Annotated in this window: 22 protein-coding genes and 1 pseudogene; 17 read left to right on the forward strand and 6 right to left on the reverse strand. The window is 64.8% G+C overall.

What is annotated here, in order from left to right; genetic code table 11:
• From BRAO375_RS29115 to aroQ, 4 genes are read left to right on the forward strand one after another with little or no spacing between them, the layout of a single operon-like run.
• Entirely contained in the window at nucleotides 1–657 is a 657-nt protein-coding gene (locus BRAO375_RS29115; protein WP_009031017.1) for an amino acid ABC transporter permease, read from the forward strand.
• Nucleotides 658–713: 56 nt separating this feature from the next.
• Nucleotides 714–1541: a transporter substrate-binding domain-containing protein gene (locus BRAO375_RS29120; protein ID WP_009031018.1), complete on the forward strand. Its 828-nt coding sequence runs from the start codon at nucleotides 714–716 to the stop codon at nucleotides 1539–1541.
• Between the two features lie 56 nt (nucleotides 1542–1597).
• Nucleotides 1598–2344, forward strand: coding sequence for an amino acid ABC transporter ATP-binding protein (locus BRAO375_RS29125; RefSeq protein WP_009031019.1), 747 nt, complete (start codon nucleotides 1598–1600; stop codon nucleotides 2342–2344).
• A 13-nt stretch (nucleotides 2345–2357) separates the two neighbouring features.
• Entirely contained in the window at nucleotides 2358–2804 is a 447-nt protein-coding gene (gene aroQ / locus BRAO375_RS29130) for a type II 3-dehydroquinate dehydratase (protein WP_035642877.1), read from the forward strand.
• Nucleotides 2805–2957: 153 nt separating this feature from the next.
• Here the strand turns inward: aroQ and BRAO375_RS29135 are convergent, their stop codons facing one another.
• Both BRAO375_RS29135 and BRAO375_RS29140 read right to left on the reverse strand, forming a co-directional pair.
• Entirely contained in the window at nucleotides 2958–3611 is a 654-nt protein-coding gene (locus BRAO375_RS29135; protein ID WP_175345391.1) for a TetR/AcrR family transcriptional regulator, read from the reverse strand.
• Nucleotides 3612–3642: 31 nt separating this feature from the next.
• Nucleotides 3643–5067, reverse strand: a complete 1425-nt coding sequence (locus BRAO375_RS29140; protein ID WP_349546088.1) for an amidase — start codon at nucleotides 5065–5067, stop codon at nucleotides 3643–3645.
• Between the two features lie 141 nt (nucleotides 5068–5208).
• On the opposite strand from BRAO375_RS29140, the gene BRAO375_RS29145 reads away from it, so the two are divergent.
• The 6 genes from BRAO375_RS29145 (at nucleotide 5209) to BRAO375_RS29170 (ending at nucleotide 11511) form a co-directional block, all read left to right on the forward strand.
• A complete protein-coding gene (locus BRAO375_RS29145) occupies nucleotides 5209–6543 on the forward strand; it encodes an ABC transporter substrate-binding protein (protein ID WP_009031023.1) in 1335 nt (444 codons plus the stop codon).
• Between the two features lie 66 nt (nucleotides 6544–6609).
• Nucleotides 6610–7344, forward strand: a complete 735-nt coding sequence (locus BRAO375_RS29150) for an ABC transporter ATP-binding protein (RefSeq protein ID WP_009031024.1) — start codon at nucleotides 6610–6612, stop codon at nucleotides 7342–7344.
• Nucleotides 7325–8032 carry an ABC transporter ATP-binding protein gene (locus BRAO375_RS29155; protein WP_035642884.1) on the forward strand — a complete coding sequence of 236 codons (708 nt, stop codon included), beginning with the start codon at nucleotides 7325–7327 and terminating at the stop codon, nucleotides 8030–8032. The genes BRAO375_RS29150 and BRAO375_RS29155 overlap by 20 nt, the downstream gene beginning before the upstream one ends.
• Nucleotides 8029–8901 carry a branched-chain amino acid ABC transporter permease gene (locus BRAO375_RS29160; RefSeq protein ID WP_009031026.1) on the forward strand — a complete coding sequence of 291 codons (873 nt, stop codon included), beginning with the start codon at nucleotides 8029–8031 and terminating at the stop codon, nucleotides 8899–8901. The genes BRAO375_RS29155 and BRAO375_RS29160 overlap by 4 nt, the downstream gene beginning before the upstream one ends.
• Complete coding sequence (locus BRAO375_RS29165; protein ID WP_175345392.1) at nucleotides 8898–9887, forward strand: branched-chain amino acid ABC transporter permease; 990 nt, start codon at nucleotides 8898–8900, stop codon at nucleotides 9885–9887. Before BRAO375_RS29160 ends, BRAO375_RS29165 begins: the two co-directional genes overlap by 4 nt.
• 700 nt (nucleotides 9888–10587) lie before the next feature.
• Nucleotides 10588–11511 (forward strand): 2-hydroxyacid dehydrogenase, encoded by a 924-nt coding sequence (locus BRAO375_RS29170; RefSeq protein WP_009031028.1) that lies wholly within the window; start codon nucleotides 10588–10590, stop codon nucleotides 11509–11511.
• Nucleotides 11512–11657: 146 nt separating this feature from the next.
• On the opposite strand, the pseudogene BRAO375_RS36680 reads toward BRAO375_RS29170, so the two are convergent.
• Both BRAO375_RS36680 and BRAO375_RS29175 read right to left on the reverse strand, forming a co-directional pair.
• Nucleotides 11658–11920: pseudogene (locus BRAO375_RS36680) on the reverse strand (FAD-dependent oxidoreductase); the annotation flags it as partial.
• Nucleotides 11921–11934: 14 nt separating this feature from the next.
• Entirely contained in the window at nucleotides 11935–12603 is a 669-nt protein-coding gene (locus BRAO375_RS29175; protein WP_009031030.1) for a haloacid dehalogenase type II, read from the reverse strand.
• Nucleotides 12604–12958: 355 nt separating this feature from the next.
• On the opposite strand from BRAO375_RS29175, the gene BRAO375_RS29180 reads away from it, so the two are divergent.
• From BRAO375_RS29180 to BRAO375_RS29210, 7 genes are all read left to right on the forward strand, one after another.
• Nucleotides 12959–14335 (forward strand): aspartate aminotransferase family protein, encoded by a 1377-nt coding sequence (locus BRAO375_RS29180; protein ID WP_009031031.1) that lies wholly within the window; start codon nucleotides 12959–12961, stop codon nucleotides 14333–14335.
• 76 nt (nucleotides 14336–14411) lie between these two features.
• A complete protein-coding gene (locus BRAO375_RS29185; RefSeq protein ID WP_009031032.1) occupies nucleotides 14412–14651 on the forward strand; it encodes a hypothetical protein in 240 nt (79 codons plus the stop codon).
• Between the two features lie 245 nt (nucleotides 14652–14896).
• Nucleotides 14897–16255 carry an NAD(P)H-dependent oxidoreductase gene (locus tag BRAO375_RS29190; protein ID WP_009031033.1) on the forward strand — a complete coding sequence of 453 codons (1359 nt, stop codon included), beginning with the start codon at nucleotides 14897–14899 and terminating at the stop codon, nucleotides 16253–16255.
• Between the two features lie 279 nt (nucleotides 16256–16534).
• Nucleotides 16535–19120, forward strand: a complete 2586-nt coding sequence (locus BRAO375_RS29195; protein ID WP_009031034.1) for an ATP-binding protein — start codon at nucleotides 16535–16537, stop codon at nucleotides 19118–19120.
• 430 nt (nucleotides 19121–19550) lie between these two features.
• A complete protein-coding gene (locus tag BRAO375_RS29200) occupies nucleotides 19551–21011 on the forward strand; it encodes an aldehyde dehydrogenase family protein (protein ID WP_009031035.1) in 1461 nt (486 codons plus the stop codon).
• A gap of 123 nt (nucleotides 21012–21134) precedes the next feature.
• The gene (locus tag BRAO375_RS29205) at nucleotides 21135–21539 is read left to right on the forward strand and encodes a carboxymuconolactone decarboxylase family protein (RefSeq protein ID WP_009031036.1); all 405 of its coding nucleotides are present in this window, start codon (nucleotides 21135–21137) and stop codon (nucleotides 21537–21539) included.
• A complete protein-coding gene (locus BRAO375_RS29210) occupies nucleotides 21536–22429 on the forward strand; it encodes an NAD(P)-dependent oxidoreductase (RefSeq protein WP_009031037.1) in 894 nt (297 codons plus the stop codon). Before BRAO375_RS29205 ends, BRAO375_RS29210 begins: the two co-directional genes overlap by 4 nt.
• On the opposite strand, the gene BRAO375_RS29215 is transcribed toward BRAO375_RS29210, so the two are convergent.
• Together BRAO375_RS29215 and BRAO375_RS29220 are read right to left on the reverse strand one after the other, a co-directional pair.
• On the reverse strand, nucleotides 22430–22717 hold the full coding sequence (locus BRAO375_RS29215) for a YciI family protein (RefSeq protein WP_009031038.1): 288 nt from the start codon (nucleotides 22715–22717) through the stop codon (nucleotides 22430–22432).
• Between the two features lie 72 nt (nucleotides 22718–22789).
• Complete coding sequence (locus BRAO375_RS29220; RefSeq protein ID WP_009031039.1) at nucleotides 22790–23764, reverse strand: sugar ABC transporter substrate-binding protein; 975 nt, start codon at nucleotides 23762–23764, stop codon at nucleotides 22790–22792.
• Nucleotides 23765–23766: the final 2 nt, after the last annotated feature.

Here is a 23766-nt window from a genome sequence, read left to right on the forward strand (position 1 = left end):
ATGGCACCGCATTTTGGCCTTGCTGAGTTCGGCTTCCTGCTGCGCGGGCTGCAATGGACGATGCTGCTGACGCTGGTTGCGTTCGTGGGCGGCTGCACCGCGGGGCTGGCTGTCGCATTGCTGCGTACCTGTGGTCATAAGGGCGTGGAATGGATCGTCCGCGTCTACATCGGGATCTTCCAGGGTACGCCGCTGCTGCTGCAGCTGTTCGTTGTATATTACGGCTTGGCGCTGACCGGGCTGAAGCTCGACGCTTTCGTCGCGGTGGCGATCGGTTTCACCGTGAATGCCTCGGCCTTTCTTGGCGAGATCTGGCGCGGCGCGATCCAGGCGGTGCCGCTCGGCCAGACCGAGGCAGCGATGGCGCTCGGGCTGCACTATTCATCCCGCATGCGTGACATCGTGCTGCCGCAGGCGATCCGAATCTCGCTGCCGGCCACCATCGGCTATCTCGTGCAGCTCATCAAAGGCACATCGCTCGCCGCCATTGTCGGCTTCATCGAGCTCGCCCGCGCCGGTCAGATCGTATCGAACCAGACCTTCCAGCCGTTGCTCGTCTTCGGCGTGGTCGGCGCAATGTATTTCGTCCTCTGCTGGCCACTCTCGTGGTGGGGCAGCCGGATGGAGGCCAGGCTCGCCTTGGCCGGTCAAAGGTAGGAACGGCGCACCTGCTCAATCAAAAACACAGCCAGCAACAACGGAGGAAACACAAAATGCTACTTTCCATCACTCGCCGCCAGCTCGGCGTTGCGCTTCTCGCAATGGCGGCTGTCGCCACGCCGGGCAAAGCAAGTGCCGGCACGTTGGAGGACGTCAAGAAGAAGGGTGTCGTCGTCATCGGCATTCAGGGCGATAATCCTCCCTGGGGCTATGTTGACAGCTCAGGAAAGCAGGATGGCATCGATGCCGACATGGGGCGCGCCTTCGCTGAATACCTCGGCGTAAAGGCCGAATTCACCCCGCTGGCCGTGGCCAATCGTATCCCGGCACTGACCACGGGCCGTGTGGACATCCTGTTCGCGACCATGGCCATGCTGCCGGATCGCGCCAAAGCGGTGCAGTATTCCAAGCCCTATGTCGCCAACGAGATCACGCTGGTCGCAGCCAAGGCGATGCCGATCAGCAGCAATGCTGACATGGGAAAATACGTCATCGGCGTCCCGCGCTCCTCGACGCAAGACACCCAGGTCACCAACAATGCGCCGTCGGGCACCGAGATCCGCCGGTTCGACGATGATGCGGCCACGATCCAAGCGCTGCTCTCGGGCCAGGTCCAGGCCGTCGGTGCGAACTTGTTCTACCCGCAACGTCTCAACGCCGCAAAGCCTGATCTCGGATTCGAGCCCAAGCTCCACTTCACCGCGCTGTACAACGGCGCATGCACCCGCCTGGGTGAGAAGGAGTGGAACGAGACGGTCAACAAGTTCATCGATCAGATCAAGTCGGACGGCAGGCTGGCCGCCTTCTACGCCAAATGGATGAAGGTGCCCGTGCCGACCTTCCCCGACTCCGTCCCCGGCGTTCCGTTCACCGTCCAGTAGCCACGCAAGCGGCCGGCGCGACCTGCGTCGGCCGCCGCTCGACAGCGGAGACGAGCATGCAGGACCAGATCCTGATCGAAATGAAGGGCGTGCAGAAGTGGTACGGCAGATATCAAGCCCTCCGCAACGTTGATCTCACCGTGCGCAGAGGTGAAAAGATCGTGCTGTGCGGTCCGTCCGGTTCGGGCAAGTCGACGCTGATCCGCTGCATCAACCGCCTGGAGGCGATTCAGCAGGGCAGCATTGCCGTCAACGGTCATGCGCTGGACGACAGCATCAAGGCGATCGACGTCGTGCGTCAGGACGTCGGGATGGTGTTTCAGAGCTTCAATCTGTTTCCGCATTTGACGGTGTTGCAGAACTGCATGCTCGCGCCGATTCGCGCGCGCCGCATCAGCAAGACAGAGGCGGAGGCGACCGCGCGAAAATATCTTGAGCGGGTGCGCATCGGCGACCAGGCCGAGAAGTATCCGGCTCAGCTATCGGGCGGCCAGCAACAGCGCGTCGCGATCGCGCGCGCGCTCTGCATGCAGCCCAAGGTGATGCTGTTTGACGAGCCGACGTCCGCCCTCGACCCCGAGATGGTCAAGGAAGTGCTCGATACGATGATCGGCCTCGCCAACGACGGCATGACCATGATCTGCGTCACCCACGAGATGGGCTTTGCCCGCCAAGTTGCCGATCGCATCATCTTCATGGCTGACGGACAGATCATCGAAGAAGGCGCACCCGATGCTTTCTTCCGCAATCCTCAGCACGCCCGCACCAAGCAGTTCCTTGGTGAGATTCTCGCTCATCACTGAACGGAGTACGTCCATGAGCCGTCTTGTCTACGTCTTGAACGGGCCAAATCTCAATCTGCTCGGCAAGCGTCAGCCCCACATCTACGGTCATGAGACGCTTGCGGATGTGGAGCGGGATTGTCAGGTGCTGGCCAAGGCGATCGGGCTGGAGATCCGCTTTCACCAATCCAACAGAGAATACGAGATCATCGATTGGATCCATGAGGCGCGGGAGACGGCCGCTGGCATCGTGATGAACCCCGCGGCTTTCACCCATACCTCGGTCGCCATTCTGGATGCCCTGAACACGTTCGAAGGGACGGTGATCGAGGTACATATTTCAAACGTTCACAAGCGCGAGGAGTTTCGCCACCACTCGTTTGTCTCCAAGCGAGCTGATGGGGTGATCGCAGGATTCGGCACTCAGGGGTATCTGCTCGGCTTGCGTCGCGTCGCCAAGCTGCTCGACCAAAGGGACTAGTGTCAGAAAAGTATATCGGTCCGTCTGTCAGTGATGGGAGCTGCGAGCTGATAAGCGGCTTTGGGGAACATTCGACCACCGGCATGTCATCCGCAGGATTTTACATTGGATCTGCTGCGATTGCACCAGTTCAAGCCATCGGCCTCTCACATATCACCCTTGGCCTCGCCTGCGCGGCCTGCTCGATAGCATGCTCCCAGCCAGTTCCTGGGCCGCCCGGATCAGATTGTTCATCGCCTGCGTGAACAGATCTGCATCCCGCAGCGCCAGCCACTGGTTGAGCATGCCGACGAAGCTCGTGTAGATGAAGTTGGCGAGCTCCATGATCTGCGGCTCGTCCTCGGGGCGGACATCCGTCGCCATGCGCAGCGAGTCGGCGTAGAGCGACAAAAACTCGCGGTCCTTCTCGCGAGCCATGTGCTCGGCATGGGGATGTCGAAGCACGTAGAGCGTCATTTCCTGCAGTGCCAGCTGCTCGCCGGGGGCCTTTTCGATCTCGCTCCAGATGAAGCGCAGGAGATCGGCGATGCGGTCATGGAGCTTCTGCGGAGCCGCGAATTGGTTCGCCAGGGTGGCGCGGTAGTTGGCGACGAGGAGCTCCATGACCTTGAAGAGGATCTCCTCCTTGTCATGAAAGTGATAGTGCAGCGTTGCGACGTTGACGCCGGCAGCCTCGGCAATCTTGCGGGTCGTGGCGCGGTAGACGCCCTCCGCGATCATCACCTTGAGCGCCGCGTCGATGATCTGCTCGCGCCGGCCGTCGCTATTGGGACGCGCGGAGCTCGTTCTGGTGACAGGCTGGTTCATGGGATTCATGTTGCCGCGCATCGGCACCAAATCAAGCGACTTTCGGATCTATCGGCCGCAATTTTCCGATGTGTTCCTCCATGACGGCCGCCGCAGCGAGGCAGCGATCCTCCATGAATCGCCCGGAGATGATCTGCACGCCCGCCGGCGCTCCGGCGGCAGACCCAGCAGGCACCGAGATCGCGGGCAACGCCAACCCGGCGATGGACGACAACGGAGTGAATGCCTTGCAGATGGCCGCGAGCGCGTCCGGCCCGGCCAGATCATGGTCAATCGGGAAGGTGGGCTGCAGCGATGTCGGCATCAGCACGATGGGATATTCGCTCAGGAACACTGCCCATTCGCGCTGGATCGACAGCCGGCGCTCCCACGCGCGGTACAGGCTCGAAGCGTCCAGCACCGGAAAGTTCGCAGCGCTGTCGATGAAGGATCGGCGGAATGCGTCGCCGCCAAGCTCGAACATCGCCTCTCGCACCGGACCGCTGCATTCCGCGTACAGCATGGCCATCCACAATTCGGCGATGTCGGCCAGTGGCGGCAGCCGCACCTCTTCGACCAGGTAGCCTGCTTGCTCCAGCCAGCCTGCGGCCTTGCGAACGAGGCTGACGATTTCAGGCGCCGTGCCGAACTCCTGCTCGCCTGTGAACAGCGCCACCTTGCAGGGCAGGCGATCCGCTTCGCGAGGCATCGGCGCCGGCGTCTGCCATGGATCGCGGTGATCCCGCGCCTCGAGCGCTGCAAGTCCGATGCGCAGGTCGCGCACCGATCGCGCGAGCAGTCCCTCGGTTGCGCCGATCTGCAGGCAGAGCGAAGGCTCCATCCGCTGCGAGGGATTGTAGCTCGGCAGTCGCCCCACCGTGGGGCGCATGCCATAGATGCCGCACGCGCTCGCCGGTAATCGCAGCGATCCCGCCACATCATTGCCGTGGCCGAACGCGCCGATTCCGACCGCGGTTGCTGCCGCCGCGCCGCCGCTCGAGCCGCCCGGCGACAATTTCGGATTCCAGGGATTCTTTGTCGTGCCGTGCAGATCGTTGCCGGTGAACCACCGATAGGAGAATGCGGGGACGTTGGTCCGGCCGATGATGATGGCACCGGCGCGACGTAGCGCGGCGACCGGCGCACTGTCCTCCCCGGCGAGAGCGTCCTTCATCGCCACCAGACCGTTGGTGGTGGCATGACCGGCCAGATCGACATTGATCTTGGTGGTCACCGGCACGCCGTGCAACGGCCCAGCGGCTTCGAGGTTGGCGGTCCTGTCCGCGCGGTCGGCAGCGGCCAACGCTTCCTCCTCCAGCGTCTCGACCACGGCGTTGATGGCAGGGTTGACCTCGCGGAGCCTGCCGAGCGCGGCCTCGATCGCCTGACGGCTGGAGATCTTGCCCGCGCGGATTGCAGCCGCCGTCGTTGACGCGTCCCAGCTCCAGATCTCGCCCTTCATGTTTGTCCTCCGCATGGGCGAGCGCGGCGGTCGAAGCCACGGTCTGCACCTAAGTCATTTGACCAAATCAGTTGATTGACTCAACGCTAATCCAATCATATGATTTGGTCAATTGATTGAAAAAGACGATCTTGACCGGGCGAGGAGGAAACACGGATGACGACTTCAAGCAGAATCGTGCCCGCACCAGATGCGGGCGTATCGCGACGCCGCTTGCTGACCGGGGCGGCGGCGGCCGGCGCATCGGCCATCAGCCTCTATTTTCCTGCCGTGCGGGCGGCCGAGGCCGGAACGATCCGCATCGGCTGGATCGCCGCAGTGTCCGGTCCAGGCGCGCTGTTCGGCGAGGCCGTGCCGTTCGTGAAGGCGCAGATGGAGAAGATCTTCGCCGGCGGCCTCGAGATCGGCGGCAAGCGCTATTCGGTCGAAATCCTGCTGCGTGACAGTCAAAGCTCGATCAATACCGCGACCCAGGCGGTCACCGAGCTGATCACCCGGCAGAAGGTCGACCTGATCGTCGCGCCCGAGGGGCTCGCCGCCGTCGGTGGCGGACAGATGGCGACGATCAATCGCACGCCGATGATCTCCACGCTGTTTCCGTCCGATGCCATGGTCGCGATGCGCGGCGGGCCGCAGGCCTACAGCAACAACGGCACGCCGTGGGCCTTCCATTTTCTGTTCGAGACGCCCGACATTACGGCCGCTTATCTCGGCATGTGGGAGCCGGTGCGAAAGCGCCTCAACCAGAAGGTCGGCACGTTCTACGTCGACCAGCCCGCCGCGCGCGGATTTGCCGATCCGGAGCGCGGCCTGCCTGCGGCGCTCAAATCCGGTGGTTACAGCAATGTCGAAGGCGGCATGTTCAAGATCGAAACCGACGACTTCTCGAATCAGGTCTCGACCTTCAAGAGCGCGGATGCCCAGATGCTCACGGGCTTCATGTTCGCCAACCATTTCGCCTCGTTCTGGCGCGGCGCGGCGCAAGCCGGCTACAGGCCGGAGATCGTGACCATTGCCGGAGCCTTTATGTTTCCGGGCGGCATCGATGCGCTCGGCGATCGCGGCGACGGCCTGTCCACCGAGATCTGGTGGTCGCCGCAGCTGCCCTATGCGTCGAGTCTGACGGGTGAGAGCGCGAAGGCGCTGGCGGCCGCCTGGGAGGACAAGCAGGGCGCGCAGTGGACCCCCGTGCTCGGCTATACTCATGCCCTCTGGGAAGTCGCGGTGAACGCGCTCAAGACCTCCGGCGATCCGAAGAACAAGGAGGCGGTCCGCGCCGCCTTTGCTAAGACCAAGCTCGACACGGTGGTCGGCACCGTCGACTTCGCCTCGGGACCTGTTCAGGGCATTGCTAAGACTCCGCTGGTTGCGGGACAGTGGCGGCGGACGAAGACCGGGAAGTACAAATACGATCTGCGCGTGACCTACAAGGGATCAACCAGCGGATTTGAAGTGCAGGACGAATTCAAGCTTCTGTCGGAGCTGAGCTGACGCACGATGCGGACGGGGACTGCTGCTTGGGCAGTCTCCCGTCTGCTGTTTCTCCGGGGAAAGAGGATGAAGCCAGTTCTGGCGGTTGAGCGCCTCGAGAAGCGCTATGGTGTGAAGACCGTCGTCGACCAGGTCAGCTTCACGGCTGCTGCCGGCGAGTGCCTTGGCATTATCGGGCCGAACGGCGCCGGCAAGACCACTCTTTTCAACCTTCTCGACGGGTGCGTGGCCCCGAATGCCGGCAGGGTCATGCTCGACGATGTCGATATCACGCATCTGCCGCAGTATCGGCGCGCCAGACGCGGCATCGGCCGCGCTTTTCAGATTCCGCGCCCGTTCGCGGGGCTGACTGTTTTCGAGAACGTGCTCGCGGGCGTGGTGCATGGCGCTGACCGCTCGACGGCCCCGCAGCGGCGCGCCATCGAGATCCTCGAAGCTGTCGGGCTTGCTCACAAGCGCGACCTCCTGGCTGGCGGATTGCCCCTGCTCGATCGCAAACGCCTGGAACTCGCCAAGGCGATGAGTGTCGGGACCCGGCTCCTGCTGCTTGACGAAGTCGCCGGCGGCCTCACGGAGCACGAAGTGCACCAGCTGGTCGACATCGTGAATGCGCTGAAGCGCGATCACGCCGTCATCTGGATCGAGCATATCGCCCACGCGCTGATGGCGGCGGCTGACCGGATCATGGTGCTGCATTTCGGCGCCAAGCTGGTCGAGGGGCCACCCGCCGACGTGATGGCGTCTGCCATCGTGCAGGAAGTCTACCTTGGGATTTCGGTCGATGTCGCTGCTGACCGTTGAGAACCTCGACGTCTTCTACAACGATCTCCAGGCCACCTTCGGCGTGACGCTCCATGTCGACGAGGGCGAGACCATCGCCGTCATCGGCGCCAACGGCGCGGGAAAGTCCACGCTGCTGCGGGCGATCATCGGCCTGACGCCGACCGGTCGCGGCAGCATCCGCTTCGCCGGAGAGGATATCACACATCAGCGCTGCAACATCGTCGCGCGACGGGGCATTGCGCTCGTCCCCGAGGGCCGTCGCTTGTTTCATTCGCTGACGGTGGAGGAAAATCTGCTGATGGGTATGGCGCGGGCCCGGCCCGGTCCATGGACGCTCCCGGCGGTCTACGATCTGTTCCCGGCCATGCGCGACCTGCGCCATGCTCCTGCCTCGGACATCTCCGGCGGGCAGCAGCAGATGGTTGCGATCGCCCGTGCGCTGCTCACCAATCCTCGGCTGTTGCTGTGCGACGAGCTGTCGCTTGGGCTGGCGCCGAAGGTCATCAATGAAATCTACGCCTGTTTTGCCGACATCCGCGGCAGCGGCATTTCGATCGTGCTGGTGGAGCAGGATACGATGCGCGCGCGCAACTCATCGAACCGCATCTACTGCCTGCTGAAAGGCCGGGTCACGCTGGAGAGGCCCGCAGCGGACGTGACGCTGGAGGAAATCAAGCACGCCTATTTCGGGGATCACGGCTCATGAGCATTGTCGAGGCCATCCTCAACGGCCTGATGGTTGGCGGCCTCTACGGCCTGTTCGGGCTGGGCCTCGCCCTGGCCTTCGGCATCATGCGCGTCGTCAATATCGCGCACGGCGAGTTCATCGTGCTCGCGGCCTATCTCGGCGTCTCGCTGCTGACGCTGACGCCATTGCCGCTGCCCCTCGTCGTGATCTGCGTCGCGATGGCGGCCTTTGCGCTTGGCTGGCTGCTGCAGGCCACGATCCTGAACCGGGTGCTCGGGCCCAATCCGATTCCTGGAATGGTCATCACCATGGGACTGTCGATCATGCTGCGCAACGCGCTCGTCAAGATCTACGGCTCCAACATCCGTTCGATCGAGGTCGGTGCACTGCAGGACCGGGGATTGAGCTTTTTCGGCATGTCGATCGGCGTGCTTCCACTCCTGATCTTCTCCGCCGCCATCGTCCTGTTCGTGGCGACGAATTTCCTGCTGACACGAACGACAATCGGACGCGCCTTCCGCGCCGCCGCCGACGACTTCGAGATCCTCGAGACGCTCGGCTTCGACCGCCGCAAGATCTACAGCGCGGCCATGGGATTGGCCGTGACGCTGTCGGCGCTCGCCGGGCTGCTGCTCGCAATGCGCAGCTCGTTCTCGCCGTTCTCCGGCGCGGAGCGGCTGCTGATCGCCTTCGAGGTGGTGATCATCGGCGGGCTTGGTTCGCTGCGCGGCTGCTTCTTGGGCGGACTGTTCCTCGGTGTGGTTCAGGTGGTCGCATTGCGGCTGAATCCAAATGCCGGACCGCTGTTCGGCCATTTGGCATTCTTCGTCGTCCTGCTGGTGAAGCAGATGAACTTCTCCTTTCGCCCGGCATGGAGGCGAGCATGAAACTCAGCCGGGGACAGATGATGGTGGACCCCAGAGCCATTCTGCCAGTCGTCGCGATTGCGGTCGGGCTCTCGGCGGGCGCGCTGGTTCTGCCGATCGACCGGCGTCTGGCCATGGAGATGCTGTTGGTCTTCGCCATGGCGCAGGGCTGGAATCTGCTGTGCGGATACACCGGGCTGCTGTCTTTCGGACATCACGCCTTCGTGGGGCTTGGCGCCTATGCACTTATCCTGACCGTCAACGCGCTTGGAATATCACCCTATCTCAGCCTCGGCGCGAGCGCGCTTGTCTGCGTTCTGGTGGCGCTCGTCATGGTGCTGCTGCTGCACCGCATGCGCGACGCGTATTTCTCGATCGGGATCTGGGTCCTGGCGGACAGCCTGCGTCTGCTGTTTGGCCAGTGGGAATGGGCCGGCTCATCCCGCGGCGTGGTGCTCGACGCCTCCGCCATCGATCCCGCGGCTTTCGCCGACAACGTCTTCTGGCTTGCGCTGGCATTGGCGCTGACGACACAGATCGGGACCTACGTGCTGCTGAGAAGCCGCATCGGACTTGCCCTGATGGCGATCCGGGACAATGAGAACGGCGCGGCCAGCGTCGGTATCGCGGTCGCGCGAAATCGCCTGGCGGCCTTCGTGATCTCCGCGGCCATCTGCGGGCTAGCTGGCGGCCTCTATTATCTGTCTGTGCTGTATGTGGACCCCTCCGGAGGCTTTGACATCGACTGGCAGATCAAGATCCTGTTCATCGTGATGGTTGGAGGCGCGGGCACGCTCGAGGGACCGGTGCTCGGCACGCTGATCTATTTCGGCCTGCGCGAGCTATTTCGAGATGCCGGCGACTTGTATCTGATCTTCCAGGGGGCCACCGCGATGATTGTCATGCTGCTCGCCCCGAACGGCATCTGGGGCAGCATTCAGGCTCGGACAAACTGGCGCTTGTTTTCGATACGATGGACGCCAGGTCCGCAAAAGCCGGGCGAGTGAAGGCGGGCCACCGTGCCTGACGAGTGACGGTGCCACGGGCCGTGCAGCGCTTCAAAAAGACTGCTCGCGAGTCGAGTCGCACAACGCAACCGAAAGCACTCCCCACGCAAAGGTGTGGCGTCGCCCGGCGGGCTGCAACGAGTGAGCGGCATCTACTCAGCTGCGGCTTTCCGCTACAGTAGGCACGTTCAACAGCTGACCTTCCTGTCCCCGCCCTCGTCAATCCCCTCATGCGTCGGAGTGGATGAGATATCGCAGAATTGGCTGGTGTAGAGAGAGGCGGTAGCGCTCCCCCGCTACCAAGGGTCGCCGCCCCCACTTGGTCGTGATTTTTCCACCGACCGAAGGCACGTTGCCAGTGACCCGGTTCAGCGTTGCGCCGCTGTAGGAGAATCACCTCGCCGCCCCCAAGGCGCGACCGATCTCGTCAAGCGCGACGACTCGACGTCCGGATTGTGCCAACCTGCTTTCCTCGTCGGCTGCTCGTTCCGCCGGCCCCCGCCTCGTTGGACCCCAATGAGGCGCAAGGGAAGCATGGGACCGTCACGCCGGCATATTGACGCTTCTGCGACGAATCTTCGCAACATTCTTCTCAATCCTATCCTTCATTCAGCACAGACCGCGGGCCGTCGCCGCTATGGTCGGGAGGCAGGCGCGCGAAGCGGCGCGTAACCAGCCCGATCCACCGTTCGGATAGCGCATGACGTTCCTGTTCAATTCCGATGCCAAACGTGGCGGGATTTTCCGCGAGGTGCTCGGCCGCGAGCTGCCGGATCTGCCGTTTGCGATCGGCCTGACCGGCGTCGATCCCGCAGCCGTCCGCTACATGATCACCTGGCCGGTGCCGCCGGACCTCGGCGTCTATCGCAATCTCGAGCTCTTGTTCTCGATCGGTGCCGGCATCGACCAGTTCAACGCCGCCTCGGTGCCCGCATCGGTCAAGATTGTCCGAATGGTGGAGGACGGCATCATCAGGATGATGCAGGAATACGTCACGCTGGCCGTGCTGGCGCTGCATCGGAACTGGCCCGTCTATCTCGATCAGCAGCGGCAGCAGCTTTGGCGCGCCGTCCCGCAGCCTCAGGCGCAGGAACGGCGGATCGGCGTGCTGGGTCTGGGAATGCTTGGGCAGGCAACGCTGGAGCGCCTGAAGCCGTTCGGCTTTGCCCTTTCCGGCTGGAGCCGTAGTCCGCGTATGATCGACGGCGTGACGACGTATCATGGCGCCGATGGCCTGGACAGGCTGCTGGCGACCACCGACATCCTGATCTGCCTGCTACCGCTGACAGACGGGACGCGCGGGCTGCTGAATGCCGGGCTGTTCGCCAAGCTGCCGCCAGGAGCCGCGCTGGTGCAGACCGGCCGCGGCGCGCAGCTCGACCAGGCGGCGCTGCTTGCTGCGCTCGATCGCGGGCATCTGTCTGGCGCCGTGTTGGACGTCACGGATCCCGAGCCGCTGCCGTCCGATCATCCGCTGTGGCGGCATCCGCGCGTCCTGATCACGCCGCATGTCGCGAGCGTCACGCAGCCGGACTCGGCGGCGCTGGCCGTGGCCGAGAACATCAAGCGGCATCGCGCCGGGCTCGATCCGATCGGTCTCGTCGACCGCAGCCTCGGCTATTGACGACCGGCTCCGCCACGAATTGCGGATGGGTGAACAGCCCCGGCGTCGTACTCAGCGAATTCAATCCAACGTCTTGTCGTACGCGCCGACCAGCGGCAGGAACCACGGCTCGCCGAAATGGCCGGGGTGCACCGGCCAGCCGGCATCCGGCCGAACTCCGCCTTTGCAGCGAGAAAGCTGTGCGCGAGCCCGTTGTTGAGATCACCGCCATTGCGCCCCGACGCGCCCGGGCCGACCTGATCCGCTTCGATCAGGACGACCATGGCGCGGCCTTGGCAAGCTGCAGCCCGGCACCGAGGCCGGTGAAGCTGCCGCCGATCACGGCGACGTCGTGGTGCCCCTCCACGGGCCCGGTGTGATCGTCGGCCAATGCGGTCGCGGTGTCGCGCCAGTAGGAGACGCATTTCATCACGGGCACTCTGCTCACAGACCGAAGACGCCGGGCAGGCCGGAGATGTCCTTGATCTCGACGTAGCCGTAATACGGATTGGCCGGCTCGTGGCCGCGGTTGACCCAGACCTTGCTCTTGATGCCCAGATCATGCGCGGTCATCAGATCGTAGCGGAACGAGGAGGAGCAGTGAGTGATGTCCTCCGGGCCGCAGCCGAGCATGTCGAACATGTACTCGAAGGCCCGCATCCGTGGCTTGTAGGCGTGCGCCTGTTCGGCGGTGAACACGGCATGGAAGGGCGCGCCGAGCTTGGCGACGTTCGAAGGGATCTGCACGTTCATCGCGTTGGAGAGAATGACCAGAGGAATTTCTCTCGCCACCTTGGCGAGCCCCGCCGGTACGTCCGGATGCGGACCCCAGGTCGGCACGCGCCGATACACCGTCTCGGCATCTTCAGGCTTGAAGGGGATTCCGATCCTGCGGCAGCTGCGCGCCAGCGCATTGCTGACGACCTCGGCATAGGGCTTCCAGGCACCGAGGACCTCGTCGAGGCGGTAGGCCGAGAAGACGCTGACGAACTCGGTCATCGCCGGTTCGGAGAGAGTTGCACTGTAGAGATCCCGGGCGGCCTCGGCCATCTCGAAGTTGATCAGCGTGCCGTGGCAGTCGAAGGTCACGTATTTCGGGCGAAAGCTGCTCATGGGTCCTCATGCGGGCGATGATTTCGGCGTCCGATGATAGGCAGGTCCGTCAGCATAAGATGCGGCTTTGCCCCGGTTCTGCGGCGGAAGATGTTGTCCGCATCAGCTCCTTCAGATGATCTGCCGGGGGCCGCTCCCTCAGACTCCCGGTGGAAATGGGAGTGCATGGCATGATGTCCGACACGGCAAGCTTGGTCGCTTTCAGCAGGGATTACCTAGCTGCCACGGTGCGGCTGTCTTACCAGGCCGGGCGGTGGCAGCGTCATGCGTCGGCCGGCCGCCGACAGCACGAGGCGCACTCCCCGACATCATTTGTATTGGCCAGCCAGGCGTTCGGCTGAACCGGAGATCAATCATGCTCAGCAACTCGCTCATCGAACTCGATCGTGCCCATCTGGTGCATCCGGTTGCGTCCTATCGCGGACATGAGGCCGCGGGCGCGCGGGTTCTGAAATCGGCCAAAGGGGCCGTTGTCACCGATGCCTCCGGCCATCAGTTGGTCGACGGCTTCGCCGGCCTGTGGTGCGTCAACGCCGGCTATGGCCATGACAGCATCGTGGAGGCGGCGGCGCGGCAGATGCGCGAGCTGCCTTATGCCACCGGCTATTTCAGTCTCGCCTCGGAGTCGGCCATCCTGCTCGCCGCGGCATTGGCCGAGCGCGCCCCAGGTGATCTCGACCATGTCTACTTCACGCTCGGCGGCTCGGACGCGATCGACAGCACCGTGCGCTTCATCCATTACTATTGGCACGCGAAGGGGCAGCCGCAGCGCGATCAGTTCATCACGCTGCAGCAGGGCTATCACGGCTCCTCGACGGTCGGCGCGGGCCTGACCGCGCTGCCCGGCTTCCACGCCAATTTCGGCGTGCCGCTGCATTGGCAGCACAAGATTCCGTCGCATTATGCCTATCGCAATCCGGTCGGCGGCGATCCCGGTGCGATCATCGCGGCATCGCTCGCCGCGCTCGAGGCCAAGATTGCCGAGGTCGGCGGTCCCGGGCGGGTGGCGGCGTTCTATGCCGAACCAATCCAGGGCTCGGGCGGCGTGCTGGTGCCGCCGGACGGCTGGATGAAGGCGATGCGCGAGCGCTGCCGGCAGCACGGCATCCTGTTCGTCGCCGACGAGGTGATCACGGGCTTCGGCCGCACCGGCCCGCTGTTCGCCTGTACTGACGACGAGATCGTTCCGGACTTCATGACGGTGGCCAAGGGCCTGACCTCGGGCTATGTCCCAATGGGCGCGGTGCTGATGTCCGATCATGTCTATGGCGTGATCGCCGACGGAGCAGGGGTCTCGGCTGTGGGGCATGGCTACACCTATTCGGCGCATCCGGTGAGCGCTGCCGTCGGACTTGCCGTGCTCGATCTCTATGAGAACGGTCTGCTGGAGAATGGCCGGCGCGCCGGTGCCCGACTGATGGCTGGCCTTCGTGCGTTGCAAGATCATCCGCTGGTCGGCGAGGTCCGCGGCCGCGGCCTCCTGGCGGCGATCGAGCTCGTGACCGACAAGGAGAGGAAGACGCCGCTGCCGGCGAGCGCCGAGCCGTCGCGCCGCATCTTCGATCGGGCCTGGGCCAACGGCCTCGTCATTCGCGCCTTCCCCACGGGGGTGCTCGGCTACGCGCCTCCGCTGTGCTGCACGGACGCCGACATCGATGCCATCATCGAGCGGACCGCACGGACGCTCGACCAGACCCTGGCCGACCCGGACGTGCGCCAGGCGATGGTGTGAAATCGGGCAAGGACCCATCGCTGCGTGTGCAGCAACGCTGCTGCAGTTTGCCAACGTGCTCTCTGGGGCGGAGTCCATGCGCGAACTGGCCATCGCAATCGGCGTGGATCTCAAGATCGTCACCGTGCCGAGATCTCTGCGTGATCTCTACGAGGCGGATCTTGCGCTGATCCGCCCGGACCAGATCGTGGCAGCGCGTCACAGGCGTGCACATTCGGGTCCGTGTTGGAGCGTGCGCTCGGTCGGCAGCGTGGCCAATAGCCGAGCTCTCGACGCGACCTGCTCAGTTACGATCCCTGTCGGCCTCCGCGAATAGACCGTCCGACTAACGCCGACAGCTTTCCTCCGCTCCGATCTCAACGCGCGCCTCTTCAGAGCCTGATGCCATGTCGGAGGACAGGCAAGGCGACAACGAGATCGCCGGTCCGCCTCGGCACCAGCATGATTTGCCCACCTTTCCCGGCGCAACAGGACCGACCAACCGCCCGAGGCACGCGATTCCGCCGTTCTCATTTCATCTTCGCTGGGTGATGATCGCGGAGCGACAACGGAGATTCGTCTGTGAACCTCTATGCCAAGCTCATGCAGCGCGCGGTAGCGCGCCGGCCCATCAAGGTGGGATTGATCGGCGCCGGCAAATTCGGTGCGATGTATCTGCATCAGGTGCTGCGCACGCCCGGCATCCATCTCGTCGGTATTGCCGATCTGTCGCCCGCGCGCGCCATCGAGAACCTCGCACGCGTGGGCTGGGCCGCGGAGCGATACGCGGCGACCTCGCTCGATGAGGCCCTGCGTCAAGGCACCACGTTCGTGACCGACGATTGGCAGGCGCTGATCGCGTGCGAGCCGATCGACGTGATCGCCGAATGCACGGGCAACCCGATCGCTGCGGTCGAACATTGCCTCGCGGCCTTCGCCGCGGGCAAGCCGATCGTCAACGTGACGGTGGAAGCCGATGCATTCTGCGGGCCCATCCTGGCGCACAAGGCCAAGCAGGCCGGCGTCGTCTATAGCCTCGCCTATGGCGACCAGCCGGCGCTCGCTTGCGATCTCGTCGATTGGGCCCGCGCCTGCGGCTTCCCCGTCGTGGCGGCGGGGCGCGGGCACAAATGGCTGCCGCACTATCGCGAGTCGACGCCGGAGACCGTGTGGGAGCATTGGGGCCTCACCGCGGAGCAGGCCGCGCGTGGCGGCATGAACCCGAAGATGTTCAACGCCTTTCTCGACGGCTCCAAGCCCGCGATCGAATCGGCCGCGATCGCCAATGCCACCGGGCTCGAGGCTCCGTCGGAGGGCCTCGCGTTTCCGCCCGGCTCGGTCGACGACATTCCGACGCTGATGAGGCCGCGTGCGGAAGGCGGCGTGCTGGAGGCCAAGGGGCAGGTCGAGGTCGTGTCCTGTCTCACCACGGACGGGCGCCCGATCGCCAACGACATCCGCAAGGGCGTCTGGGTCTGCTTCGAGGGTGACAGCGACTACGTCCGCAACTGCTTCGAGGAGTACAAGGTCGTCACCGATCCCAGCGGCCGCTACATGAGCTCCTACAAGAAATGGCACCTGATCGGTCTCGAGCTCGGCATCTCCGTGGCCTCGATCGTCCTGCGCGGCGAGCCGACCGGCGTCGCGACCTGCTTCAATGCCGATGTCGCCGCGGCCGCCAAGCGCGATCTGAAGCCCGGCGATGTGCTCGACGGTGAAGGCGGCTATACCGTGTTCGGCAGGCTGACGCCGGCGGATAACTCGCTGGCCCATGGCTATCTTCCGCTGGGGCTCGCGCATCAGGTGCGGCTGGTTCGCCCCGTGGCCAAGGACGCGTGCATCACTTGGTCGGACGTCGCCATCGACGAGACCCTGCCCGCGGTGCGGCTGCGCCGGGAGCAGGAGGCCATGCACACGCCGGCCGCCCGTCGGCACGCCTAACGGAGACGCGCCGTCTCGGCACAGGCCGGCGTCGGCTCCCTCTGCTGATCTCGGATGCGCGGCGCGCCGGCGAACGCCGGGGGCGTCGCGCAATCGAATACCACCAAGATGACATCTGCGCGCAAACCATGCTATCCAGGCACAGCGATTGCTCGCGAGGCGCTGGCCCGGGACGTCGGGCTCGGCAAAATGTCCGGAGGCTGACGGGAGTTCGGCTGAGACTCCTGCGGCGATCCTTCTCCGGTGGACCGGCTCGACGCTCTCCTGAAGTTCTGCGCCATGTTGGACTCAACCACAACGACAGTCGACGATCGGCGCGGCTCGCGGCGGCCAGGCCTGATCGGCGCCCTGGTCCGCGGCGCTCCGCGGTTCGGGATGAACCGCCGCTGGACGCCGCGGATCATCGTGCTGAGCGGCTTGGTCGTGGCCCTGTTGTGCGACGCCTTCGTCGCCCACATGCTGTTCGTCAACTATCGGGAGACGTATCGGACGACCGAGGCCGCTAATGGCGATCTTGCCCGCGCGCTCGAAGAATACATGCTGCGCAACATCCAGGGCGTCGAGGTTCTGCTGAGCACGACGATCGACAGCCTCCAGCGCAATCCGTCACTGCTCACCCGCGGCAATCCCGCGCTGATCAGCGAGTTGAAGCGCAGGGTGGCGCCATATCCCGTCGCCGGCGGCATCGTCGTTCTCGATGCAGAGGGCAACCTGCTGGGCGACAGCGAGGGTAACGGCAGCCCCGGGCGCGAGAACAATTTCGCCGATCGGGCCTATTTCAAGGTCCAGCGGGACGATCCGGAGCACGGCCTCTTCATCGACGTGCCGGTGGCCGCGCGCGTCAACACCGGCTTCTTCATCGCGGTCAGCCGCGCCTTCACGATGCCGGACGGCAGCTTCGCCGGAGTCGTGTTCGTGCCGGTCGATTACGAGAATCTCCGGCAGTTCTTCTTGTCGCTCAATGTGGGACAGCGCGGCACCGTGACGCTGTACCGCGACGACGGCACGATCCTGCTGCGGACGCCGAACGCTGACGCGTTCGCGGGTCGCAACGTTCGATCCAATCGCCTGTTCACGCAGTACCTTCCGCAAGCACCGCACGGAAGCTTCGAGGGAAGCGGCGTCACCGACGGAATCTCCCGCAGCATCAGCTATCGGCGGGTCGCCGGTTTGCCGCTGGTGGTGACCGTGGCGCGTCACCCCGTGGAGTATCTGGCGGGCTGGAAGAACAACGCGCTGTACTACAGCGCCGTCGCCGCCGGGCTCAATCTGCTGATTGCCGGCTTCGGCTTCAGCCTGGCCCGGCAATGGCAGCTGCGCGCGGCCTCCGAGCAGGCGGTACGGGACAATCTGGAGCAGTATCAGCTGGTGACCGAGAACGTCCCCGCGCTGATCGTCCGCGTCGGCGCCGATGGCAGCATCCGTTTCGCCAACCGCGTCGCGCGCGAGTGGTATGCCCAGGCCCCGGCCGAGGCCATCCGCAGCCGCAGGATCGACAGTTTCATCGATCCGCTGCGCGCCGGAGAGGCGCGGCTAAAGATCGAGACGGCGCTATCTGGGCGCACCACTCGCGGTGAGGAAAAGGTGACGTTTCCCGACGGCCGCGAACGCTGGTGCGAGACCATCCGGGTGCCCGATCGCGGCCAGGACGGCATCGTTCGCGGCTATGTCGTGCTGTCCGTCGACATCACCGAGCGCAAGCGCATCGAGGACGAGCTGCGCCAGGCCCAGAAGATGGACGCTATCGGTCAGCTGGCCGGAGGCATCGCGCACGACTCCAACAACATGCTGGCTGCGACGCTTGGCAATCTCGATCTTCTGCTCGACACGTTGTCGCCCGGCGAGGCCGACTGCCGCGGCATGGCCGAGCGCGCGATCGAGGCGGCCGAGCGGGTCGCCGACCTCAATCGGCGCTTGCTCGCCTTTGCGCGCAAGCAGACGCTGCAGCCGCAGATCACCGACGTCAATCAGCTGGTCGGCGGTATGACCACCATTCTGCAGCGGACGCTCGGCGAGACCATCGAGATCGAGCTGGCGCAGGATCCGGGCCTGTGGCACTGCCTGATCGATCCCACGCAACTGCAGAATGCGCTGCTCAATCTCGCCCTCAACGCGCGCGATGCGATGCCCAGCGGCGGACGGCTGACGATCACGACCGCGAATGCGGTGCTCGAGCGGCCGCTCGACGACGGTGACGAGCGCATCGATCCCGGCGACTACGTGACGATTGCGGTATCGGATATGGGCGGCGGCATGCCGCCCGACATCGCACGCCGCGCCTTCGAGCCGTTCTTCACCACCAAGGAGTTCGGCAAGGGCAGCGGGCTCGGGCTGAGCATGGTCTACGGCTTTGCCAGGCAGTCTGGAGGCACGGTCGTGATCTCGAGCCAGGTGGGGGAGGGCACTCGCGTCACGCTGTATCTGCCGAGCGCCGGGCCCGCGGTGGTCGAGCGGCCGAATGCCGGAGCGTCGCGCCTGTCGCGACCCGAGACGGGCGAGCGGATTCTTGTCGTGGAGGACAATGTCCTGGTCGGCGCCATGGCTTCCACCATGCTGTCCGCAATGGGATACGATCCTGTCGTGGTCATCAATGCTGCGCTTGCCATCGCCGAGCTGGAGCGGCGGGGGCCGGTCTCGCTGCTTCTGACGGATATCGTCCTGCCCGGCGACATGACCGGAATCGATCTCGCGCGGCTCGTGCGCCGCAGGTGGCCCGATCTCCCCATCCTTTTCATGTCCGGTTTCGCCGATCCCTCGCTCGTGCCCGAGGACTTCCGCGCCACCACCAAGCTCCTCGCCAAGCCGTTTCGTCTCGGCCAGTTGTCCGACGCGATCGTGTTCGCGCTCGCGTCGACGAAGAGCTGATCGATCTCGGCAAACCGGGCGACAGGTGCCTCCCGGCGAGCGGCCCGCGGCCTGGACATGCGCAGCATGCGAGGGCCGGACCCTGATGTCGTTTCGGACCACGGCCGGATTGTCCTGCAATCAGGCAAGTTGGTCCTTGTTGGCGAGAGCGTGCAGCGCGATCATCGTCTGCTTCTCATAGCTCGGCCGGCCGCACGGCAGGACTGCTGTCGGGCTTGCAACTGCAAATGCTGGTGATCGGCATGGCGATCGTGTGCAATCCGCCGCTTATGATGCTACACGCGCCGAGCATGACCGGTGCAGTGATCGGATGACTGGGACGCAGAAGGTATATTTGAACGAGAGCAGCGTCCCAGCCGCTTCCCATCGGAGTTTCTCTGGGGGCGCGTGGCTGCTGCAGCTGGATAGCGAGAGAGAGTAGAGGGTCGTCATGAACGCCAACGTCAAGCTGCCCGCCGCCAAGGGCGTCTTCATCGACAACAAGTGGCAGCCCGCGCAGTCGGGCCGGACCATCGCGATGCTGGCGCCGGCGACCGGACAGGTGATCGCGTCCATTGCCGCCGGCGACAAGCCCGATATCGACCTGGCCGTCGCCGCGGCGCGTCGTGCACTCGAAGGTTCCTGGGGGCGCCTCGCGGCGGTCGAGCGCGGGCGGCTGCTGTCGAGGCTCGGCCGTCTGGTCGAGGACCATGCCGAGGAGCTGGCGAAGCTCGAGGCCGCCGATAACGGCAAGCCGATGAAGCAGGCCAAGGCCGACGTTGTTGCGGTCGCGCGCTACTTTGAATATTACGGCGGCGCAGCCGACAAGGTGCATGGCGACACCATCCCGTTCCTCGACGGCTTCTTCGTCACCACCGTGTACGAGCCGCTCGGCGTCACCGCTCACATCATTCCCTGGAACTATCCCGGCCAGATGTTCGGCCGCACCGTCGCACCGGCACTCGCGATGGGCAATGCGACCGTGATCAAGCCGGCAGAGGAGGCCTGTCTGGTGCCGCTGCGGCTCGCCGAGCTCGCTGCCGAGGCAGGCTTCCCTGCTGGCGCGATCAATGTCGTGCCCGGCCTCGGCGAGGAAGCGGGGGCGGCGCTGTCGGCGCATGACGGCATCGATTTCATCTCCTTCACCGGCAGCCCCGAGGTCGGCACATTGGTGCAGATCGCGGCGGCGAAGAACCATATTGGTTGCACGCTCGAGCTCGGCGGAAAGTCGCCGCAGATTGTGTTCGCCGATGCCGATCTCGATGCGGCCCTGACCTCGGTGGCGGCCGCGATCGTGCAGAATGCCGGCCAGACCTGCTCGGCCGGCTCGCGGGTGCTGGTCGAGCGTTCAATCTGGGACCGCTTTCTGTCCGAGTTGAAGCTGCGGTTCGAGAAGATCACCGCCGGTACGCCGGAGATGGATCTCGATCTTGGTCCGGTCATCAGCGCGGTGCAGAAGAAGCGCATCGAGGGCATGCTGGCGCGTGCCGAGAGTGGCGGCGCTGCGCGTGTCGCCACTGGCAGGATCGCCGACGGCGTGCCGGGCGAGGGCTTCTACGTCGCGCCGGCGCTCTATCAGCATGTCGCCCGCGATTCCGAGCTGGCGCGCGAGGAGGTGTTCGGACCGGTGCTGGCGGCGATGCCATTCGACGACGAGGCCGATGCCATCAGGCTCGCCAACGCCACCGATTTCGGCCTGGTCGCCGGCGTGTGGTCGGGCGACGGCTCGCGCGCGATGCGCGTCGCGCGCAAGGTCAAGGTCGGCCAGATGTTCGTCAACGGCTACGGCGCGGGCGGCGGAATCGAGCTGCCGTTCGGCGGCATGAAGAAGTCGGGCCACGGTCGCGAGAAGGGTTTCGAGGCGCTCTATGAGTTCGGCGCGATGAAGACGCTGATCGTCAAGCACGGCTAGCTGCCTCGAAGCCCCGCTCAATTCCGCCGCGCGGACGCGGTCGACAGCGCGTCGCGGCGCTGTTGTCACTGCGCGGGCTGAAGCGTTAAAAACGTCGGGCTTTGCAGTGAAGGAGACGACCGGATGAGCGATGAGAATGAGCTGTTCGAGAAGGGCCTGAAGGTGCGCCGCGAGGTGCTCGGCGCAGCCTATGTCGATGGCAGCCTGGCCAAGGCCGACGACTTCATGATGGCGTTCCAGCACATCACCACCGAGATGTGCTGGGGCTATGCCTGGACCCGGCCGGGCCTCGATCGCCGGACGCGCAGCATCGTCAACCTGGCGATGCTGACCGCGCTCAGCAAACCGAGCGAATTGAAGCTGCATGTCAAGGGCGCGCTGACGAACGGCGTCACGGTCGACGAGATCAAGGAGATCCTGCTGCACGCGACCGTCTATTGCGGCATCCCCGCAGGCCTCGAGGCATTCAAGGCAGCGCATGAGGTGCTGGTCGCAGAAGGCGCCATCGCCAAGAAGGAGGGCGCATGAACGCGCCGAAGACGGTCCTGTTCGTCGGTGTCGGCAACATGGGCTGGCCGATGGCCGCGCGCCTGCTCGGCGCCGGCTTCGCGGTCGCCGTCAACGATGCCGTGCCAGGCCGCAGCGCCGAGTTTGTGCAGAAGGTCGGCGGCATCGCCGCGGAGGATCTCGCAGCCGCCGCGGCGCAGGCCGATGTCGTGATCACCATGCTGCCCACCAGCAAGCATGTGGCTGATGTCGTTGCGGCGCTGCGCGCCGGACTGAAGCAGGGTCACATCGTCATCGACATGAGCTCCGGCGCGCCAGCGGCGACGCAGGCGATCGCCACCGAACTCGCTCCGCTCGGCGTGATCATGCTCGACGCGCCGGTCTCCGGCGGCGTGCCGCGCGCGGTCACCGGCGAGCTCGCGATCATGGCCGGTGGCGAGGCGGCCGCGCTCGATCGTGTCGAGCCGCTGCTGCGTGCCATGGGCACCACGATCCATCGCATCGGCGGCCTCGGCTCCGGCCAGGCGATGAAGGCGCTCAACAATCTGGTTTCGGCCGGCGGCTTCCTGATCGGCATCGAGGCCTTGTTGATCGGGCAGCAGTTCGGCATCGATCCCGGTCTGATGACCGACGTGCTCAATGCTTCGACCGGGATGAACAATTCGACGCAGAAGAAGTTCAAGCAGTTCGTGCTGTCGCGCCAGTTCAACAGCGGCTTCGGCCTTGATCTGATGGTGAAGGACCTCTCGATCGCGCTCGAGGTGGCGCGCGCCAACGGTGTTGCCGCGCCGTTCTCCAATCTCTGCCGCGAGCTCAGCGCGAGCGCGCAAGGGCTGCTCGGGCCAGGGCAGGACCACACGGCGCTCGCGAAGCTGAGCGAGGCGCTGGCTGGCGTCGAGCTGGGGAGCTGACTACCCCTTCCGTCGGAAGAACCCGGTGATCGTCACCCTTTCCCAGATGCCGGCTGCGGCGAACGGATCGGCGCGGTTGAACGCTTCCGCTTCGGCGCGACCGGGAGCTTCGACCAGGAAGAGGCTGCCGATCATCGTCGCGCCGTCGTCGGAGACGAGCGGGCCGGACATCACGATGGTGACCGGGAGGCGGGTGCTATCCTCGAGATAGGCCTTGTGCGCATCGTAATTGGCAAGCCGGACCGGCAGCGCATCGGCCTTGTCCAGCGCGTGAATCGCAAACAGCATCCTGGTTTTCTCCGGTGTTGACGCAGGACGGCCGGCTGCTGCAGGCCGCCTCGCCCTTGACCCAAAGGCATCCTACTTCGCGCCGAGCTTACCGGCGTCGTCGAAGGTGGGGCAGCTGCGCTGGTCGAGGGATACGTCGAACGGCTGGTAGTTATCCTTGGTGATGACGGTCGGCTTCAGCACGATCTCGTTGATGACCGGCTCGCCGCGCAGCGTGCGGATCGCCATCATCGTGCCGAGGCAGCCCTGGGCGAAGCCGTTATAGTCGCCGCTCGCCAGCAGCTTGCCCGACTTGATCGCATCGATCGCCTCCTTGGTGCCATTGATGCCGATCACCAGCGCCTTGCGATTGGCGCCGTCCAGCGCCTCGATGGCGCCGACCGCCATCGCGTCGTTGGCGGCGAGCACGCCGTCGATCTGCGAGTTGGACTGCATCAGGTTTTCCATCACCTGCAGCGCCTGCAGGCGCTGGTAGTTGCCGGGCTGTGAGGCCAGCAGCTTCACGCCGGAATTTTCCTTCAGCGCATCGTTGAAGCCGCGTACGCGGTCGACATTGGTGAGCGATCCCTTGACGCCTTCGATGATGACCACGTTGCCCTTGCCGCCAAGCGTCTTGAGCAGGAAGCGTCCGGTCTCCAGGCCGAGGCTGTAATCGTCGGCACCGATGAAGGAGACGAACTTGCCGCCGGCAGAGCGGTCGGTGATGTTGACGACGGGAATCTTGGCGTCGTTGATCTTCTCGACCCCGGGCACCATCGCCTTGTAGTCGACCGGTGTGAACACGATCGCGCTCGGCTTCTTCACGACGACGTCCTCGATCTGGCTGAGCTGCTCGGGGATCGAGTCCGGTTTGGTGGGAATATAGTGCAGGATCTTGGCGTTCAGTGACTTCGCCATGTTGTCTGCGCCAACCCGCACCGTCTGGAAGAACGGATTGGTCTGGTTCTTCGTGAACACGGCGATGGTCTCGCCGTCAGCGCGGGCCTGCGTCGTGGCGGAGGCGATCAGGAGCGATAGAGCGAGACAGACTGATGTTCGGTGCTGCATGG

The organism is Bradyrhizobium sp. ORS 375, from assembly GCF_000239775.1.
Classification (GTDB): domain Bacteria; phylum Pseudomonadota; class Alphaproteobacteria; order Rhizobiales; family Xanthobacteraceae; genus Bradyrhizobium.

What these genes read in the sequence shown, in the direction of transcription:
- BRAO375_RS29115 (WP_009031017.1), top strand. Translation starts at nt 1, where the DNA reads ATGGCACCGCATTTTGGCCTTGCTGAGTTCGGCTTCCTGCTGCGCGGG.
- BRAO375_RS29120 (WP_009031018.1), top strand. Translation starts at nt 714, where the DNA reads ATGCTACTTTCCATCACTCGCCGCCAGCTCGGCGTTGCGCTTCTCGCA.
- BRAO375_RS29125 (WP_009031019.1), top strand. Translation starts at nt 1,598, where the DNA reads ATGCAGGACCAGATCCTGATCGAAATGAAGGGCGTGCAGAAGTGGTAC.
- aroQ (WP_035642877.1), top strand. Translation starts at nt 2,358, where the DNA reads ATGAGCCGTCTTGTCTACGTCTTGAACGGGCCAAATCTCAATCTGCTC.
- BRAO375_RS29135 (WP_175345391.1), bottom strand. Translation starts at nt 3,611, where the DNA reads ATGAACCAGCCTGTCACCAGAACGAGCTCCGCGCGTCCCAATAGCGAC.
- BRAO375_RS29140 (WP_349546088.1), bottom strand. Translation starts at nt 5,067, where the DNA reads ATGCGGAGGACAAACATGAAGGGCGAGATCTGGAGCTGGGACGCGTCA.
- BRAO375_RS29145 (WP_009031023.1), top strand. Translation starts at nt 5,209, where the DNA reads ATGACGACTTCAAGCAGAATCGTGCCCGCACCAGATGCGGGCGTATCG.
- BRAO375_RS29150 (WP_009031024.1), top strand. Translation starts at nt 6,610, where the DNA reads ATGAAGCCAGTTCTGGCGGTTGAGCGCCTCGAGAAGCGCTATGGTGTG.
- BRAO375_RS29155 (WP_035642884.1), top strand. Translation starts at nt 7,325, where the DNA reads ATGTCGCTGCTGACCGTTGAGAACCTCGACGTCTTCTACAACGATCTC.
- BRAO375_RS29160 (WP_009031026.1), top strand. Translation starts at nt 8,029, where the DNA reads ATGAGCATTGTCGAGGCCATCCTCAACGGCCTGATGGTTGGCGGCCTC.
- BRAO375_RS29165 (WP_175345392.1), top strand. Translation starts at nt 8,898, where the DNA reads ATGAAACTCAGCCGGGGACAGATGATGGTGGACCCCAGAGCCATTCTG.
- BRAO375_RS29170 (WP_009031028.1), top strand. Translation starts at nt 10,588, where the DNA reads ATGACGTTCCTGTTCAATTCCGATGCCAAACGTGGCGGGATTTTCCGC.
- BRAO375_RS29175 (WP_009031030.1), bottom strand. Translation starts at nt 12,603, where the DNA reads ATGAGCAGCTTTCGCCCGAAATACGTGACCTTCGACTGCCACGGCACG.
- BRAO375_RS29180 (WP_009031031.1), top strand. Translation starts at nt 12,959, where the DNA reads ATGCTCAGCAACTCGCTCATCGAACTCGATCGTGCCCATCTGGTGCAT.
- BRAO375_RS29185 (WP_009031032.1), top strand. Translation starts at nt 14,412, where the DNA reads ATGCGCGAACTGGCCATCGCAATCGGCGTGGATCTCAAGATCGTCACC.
- BRAO375_RS29195 (WP_009031034.1), top strand. Translation starts at nt 16,535, where the DNA reads ATGTTGGACTCAACCACAACGACAGTCGACGATCGGCGCGGCTCGCGG.
- BRAO375_RS29200 (WP_009031035.1), top strand. Translation starts at nt 19,551, where the DNA reads ATGAACGCCAACGTCAAGCTGCCCGCCGCCAAGGGCGTCTTCATCGAC.
- BRAO375_RS29205 (WP_009031036.1), top strand. Translation starts at nt 21,135, where the DNA reads ATGAGCGATGAGAATGAGCTGTTCGAGAAGGGCCTGAAGGTGCGCCGC.
- BRAO375_RS29210 (WP_009031037.1), top strand. Translation starts at nt 21,536, where the DNA reads ATGAACGCGCCGAAGACGGTCCTGTTCGTCGGTGTCGGCAACATGGGC.
- BRAO375_RS29215 (WP_009031038.1), bottom strand. Translation starts at nt 22,717, where the DNA reads ATGCTGTTTGCGATTCACGCGCTGGACAAGGCCGATGCGCTGCCGGTC.
- BRAO375_RS29220 (WP_009031039.1), bottom strand. Translation starts at nt 23,764, where the DNA reads ATGCAGCACCGAACATCAGTCTGTCTCGCTCTATCGCTCCTGATCGCC.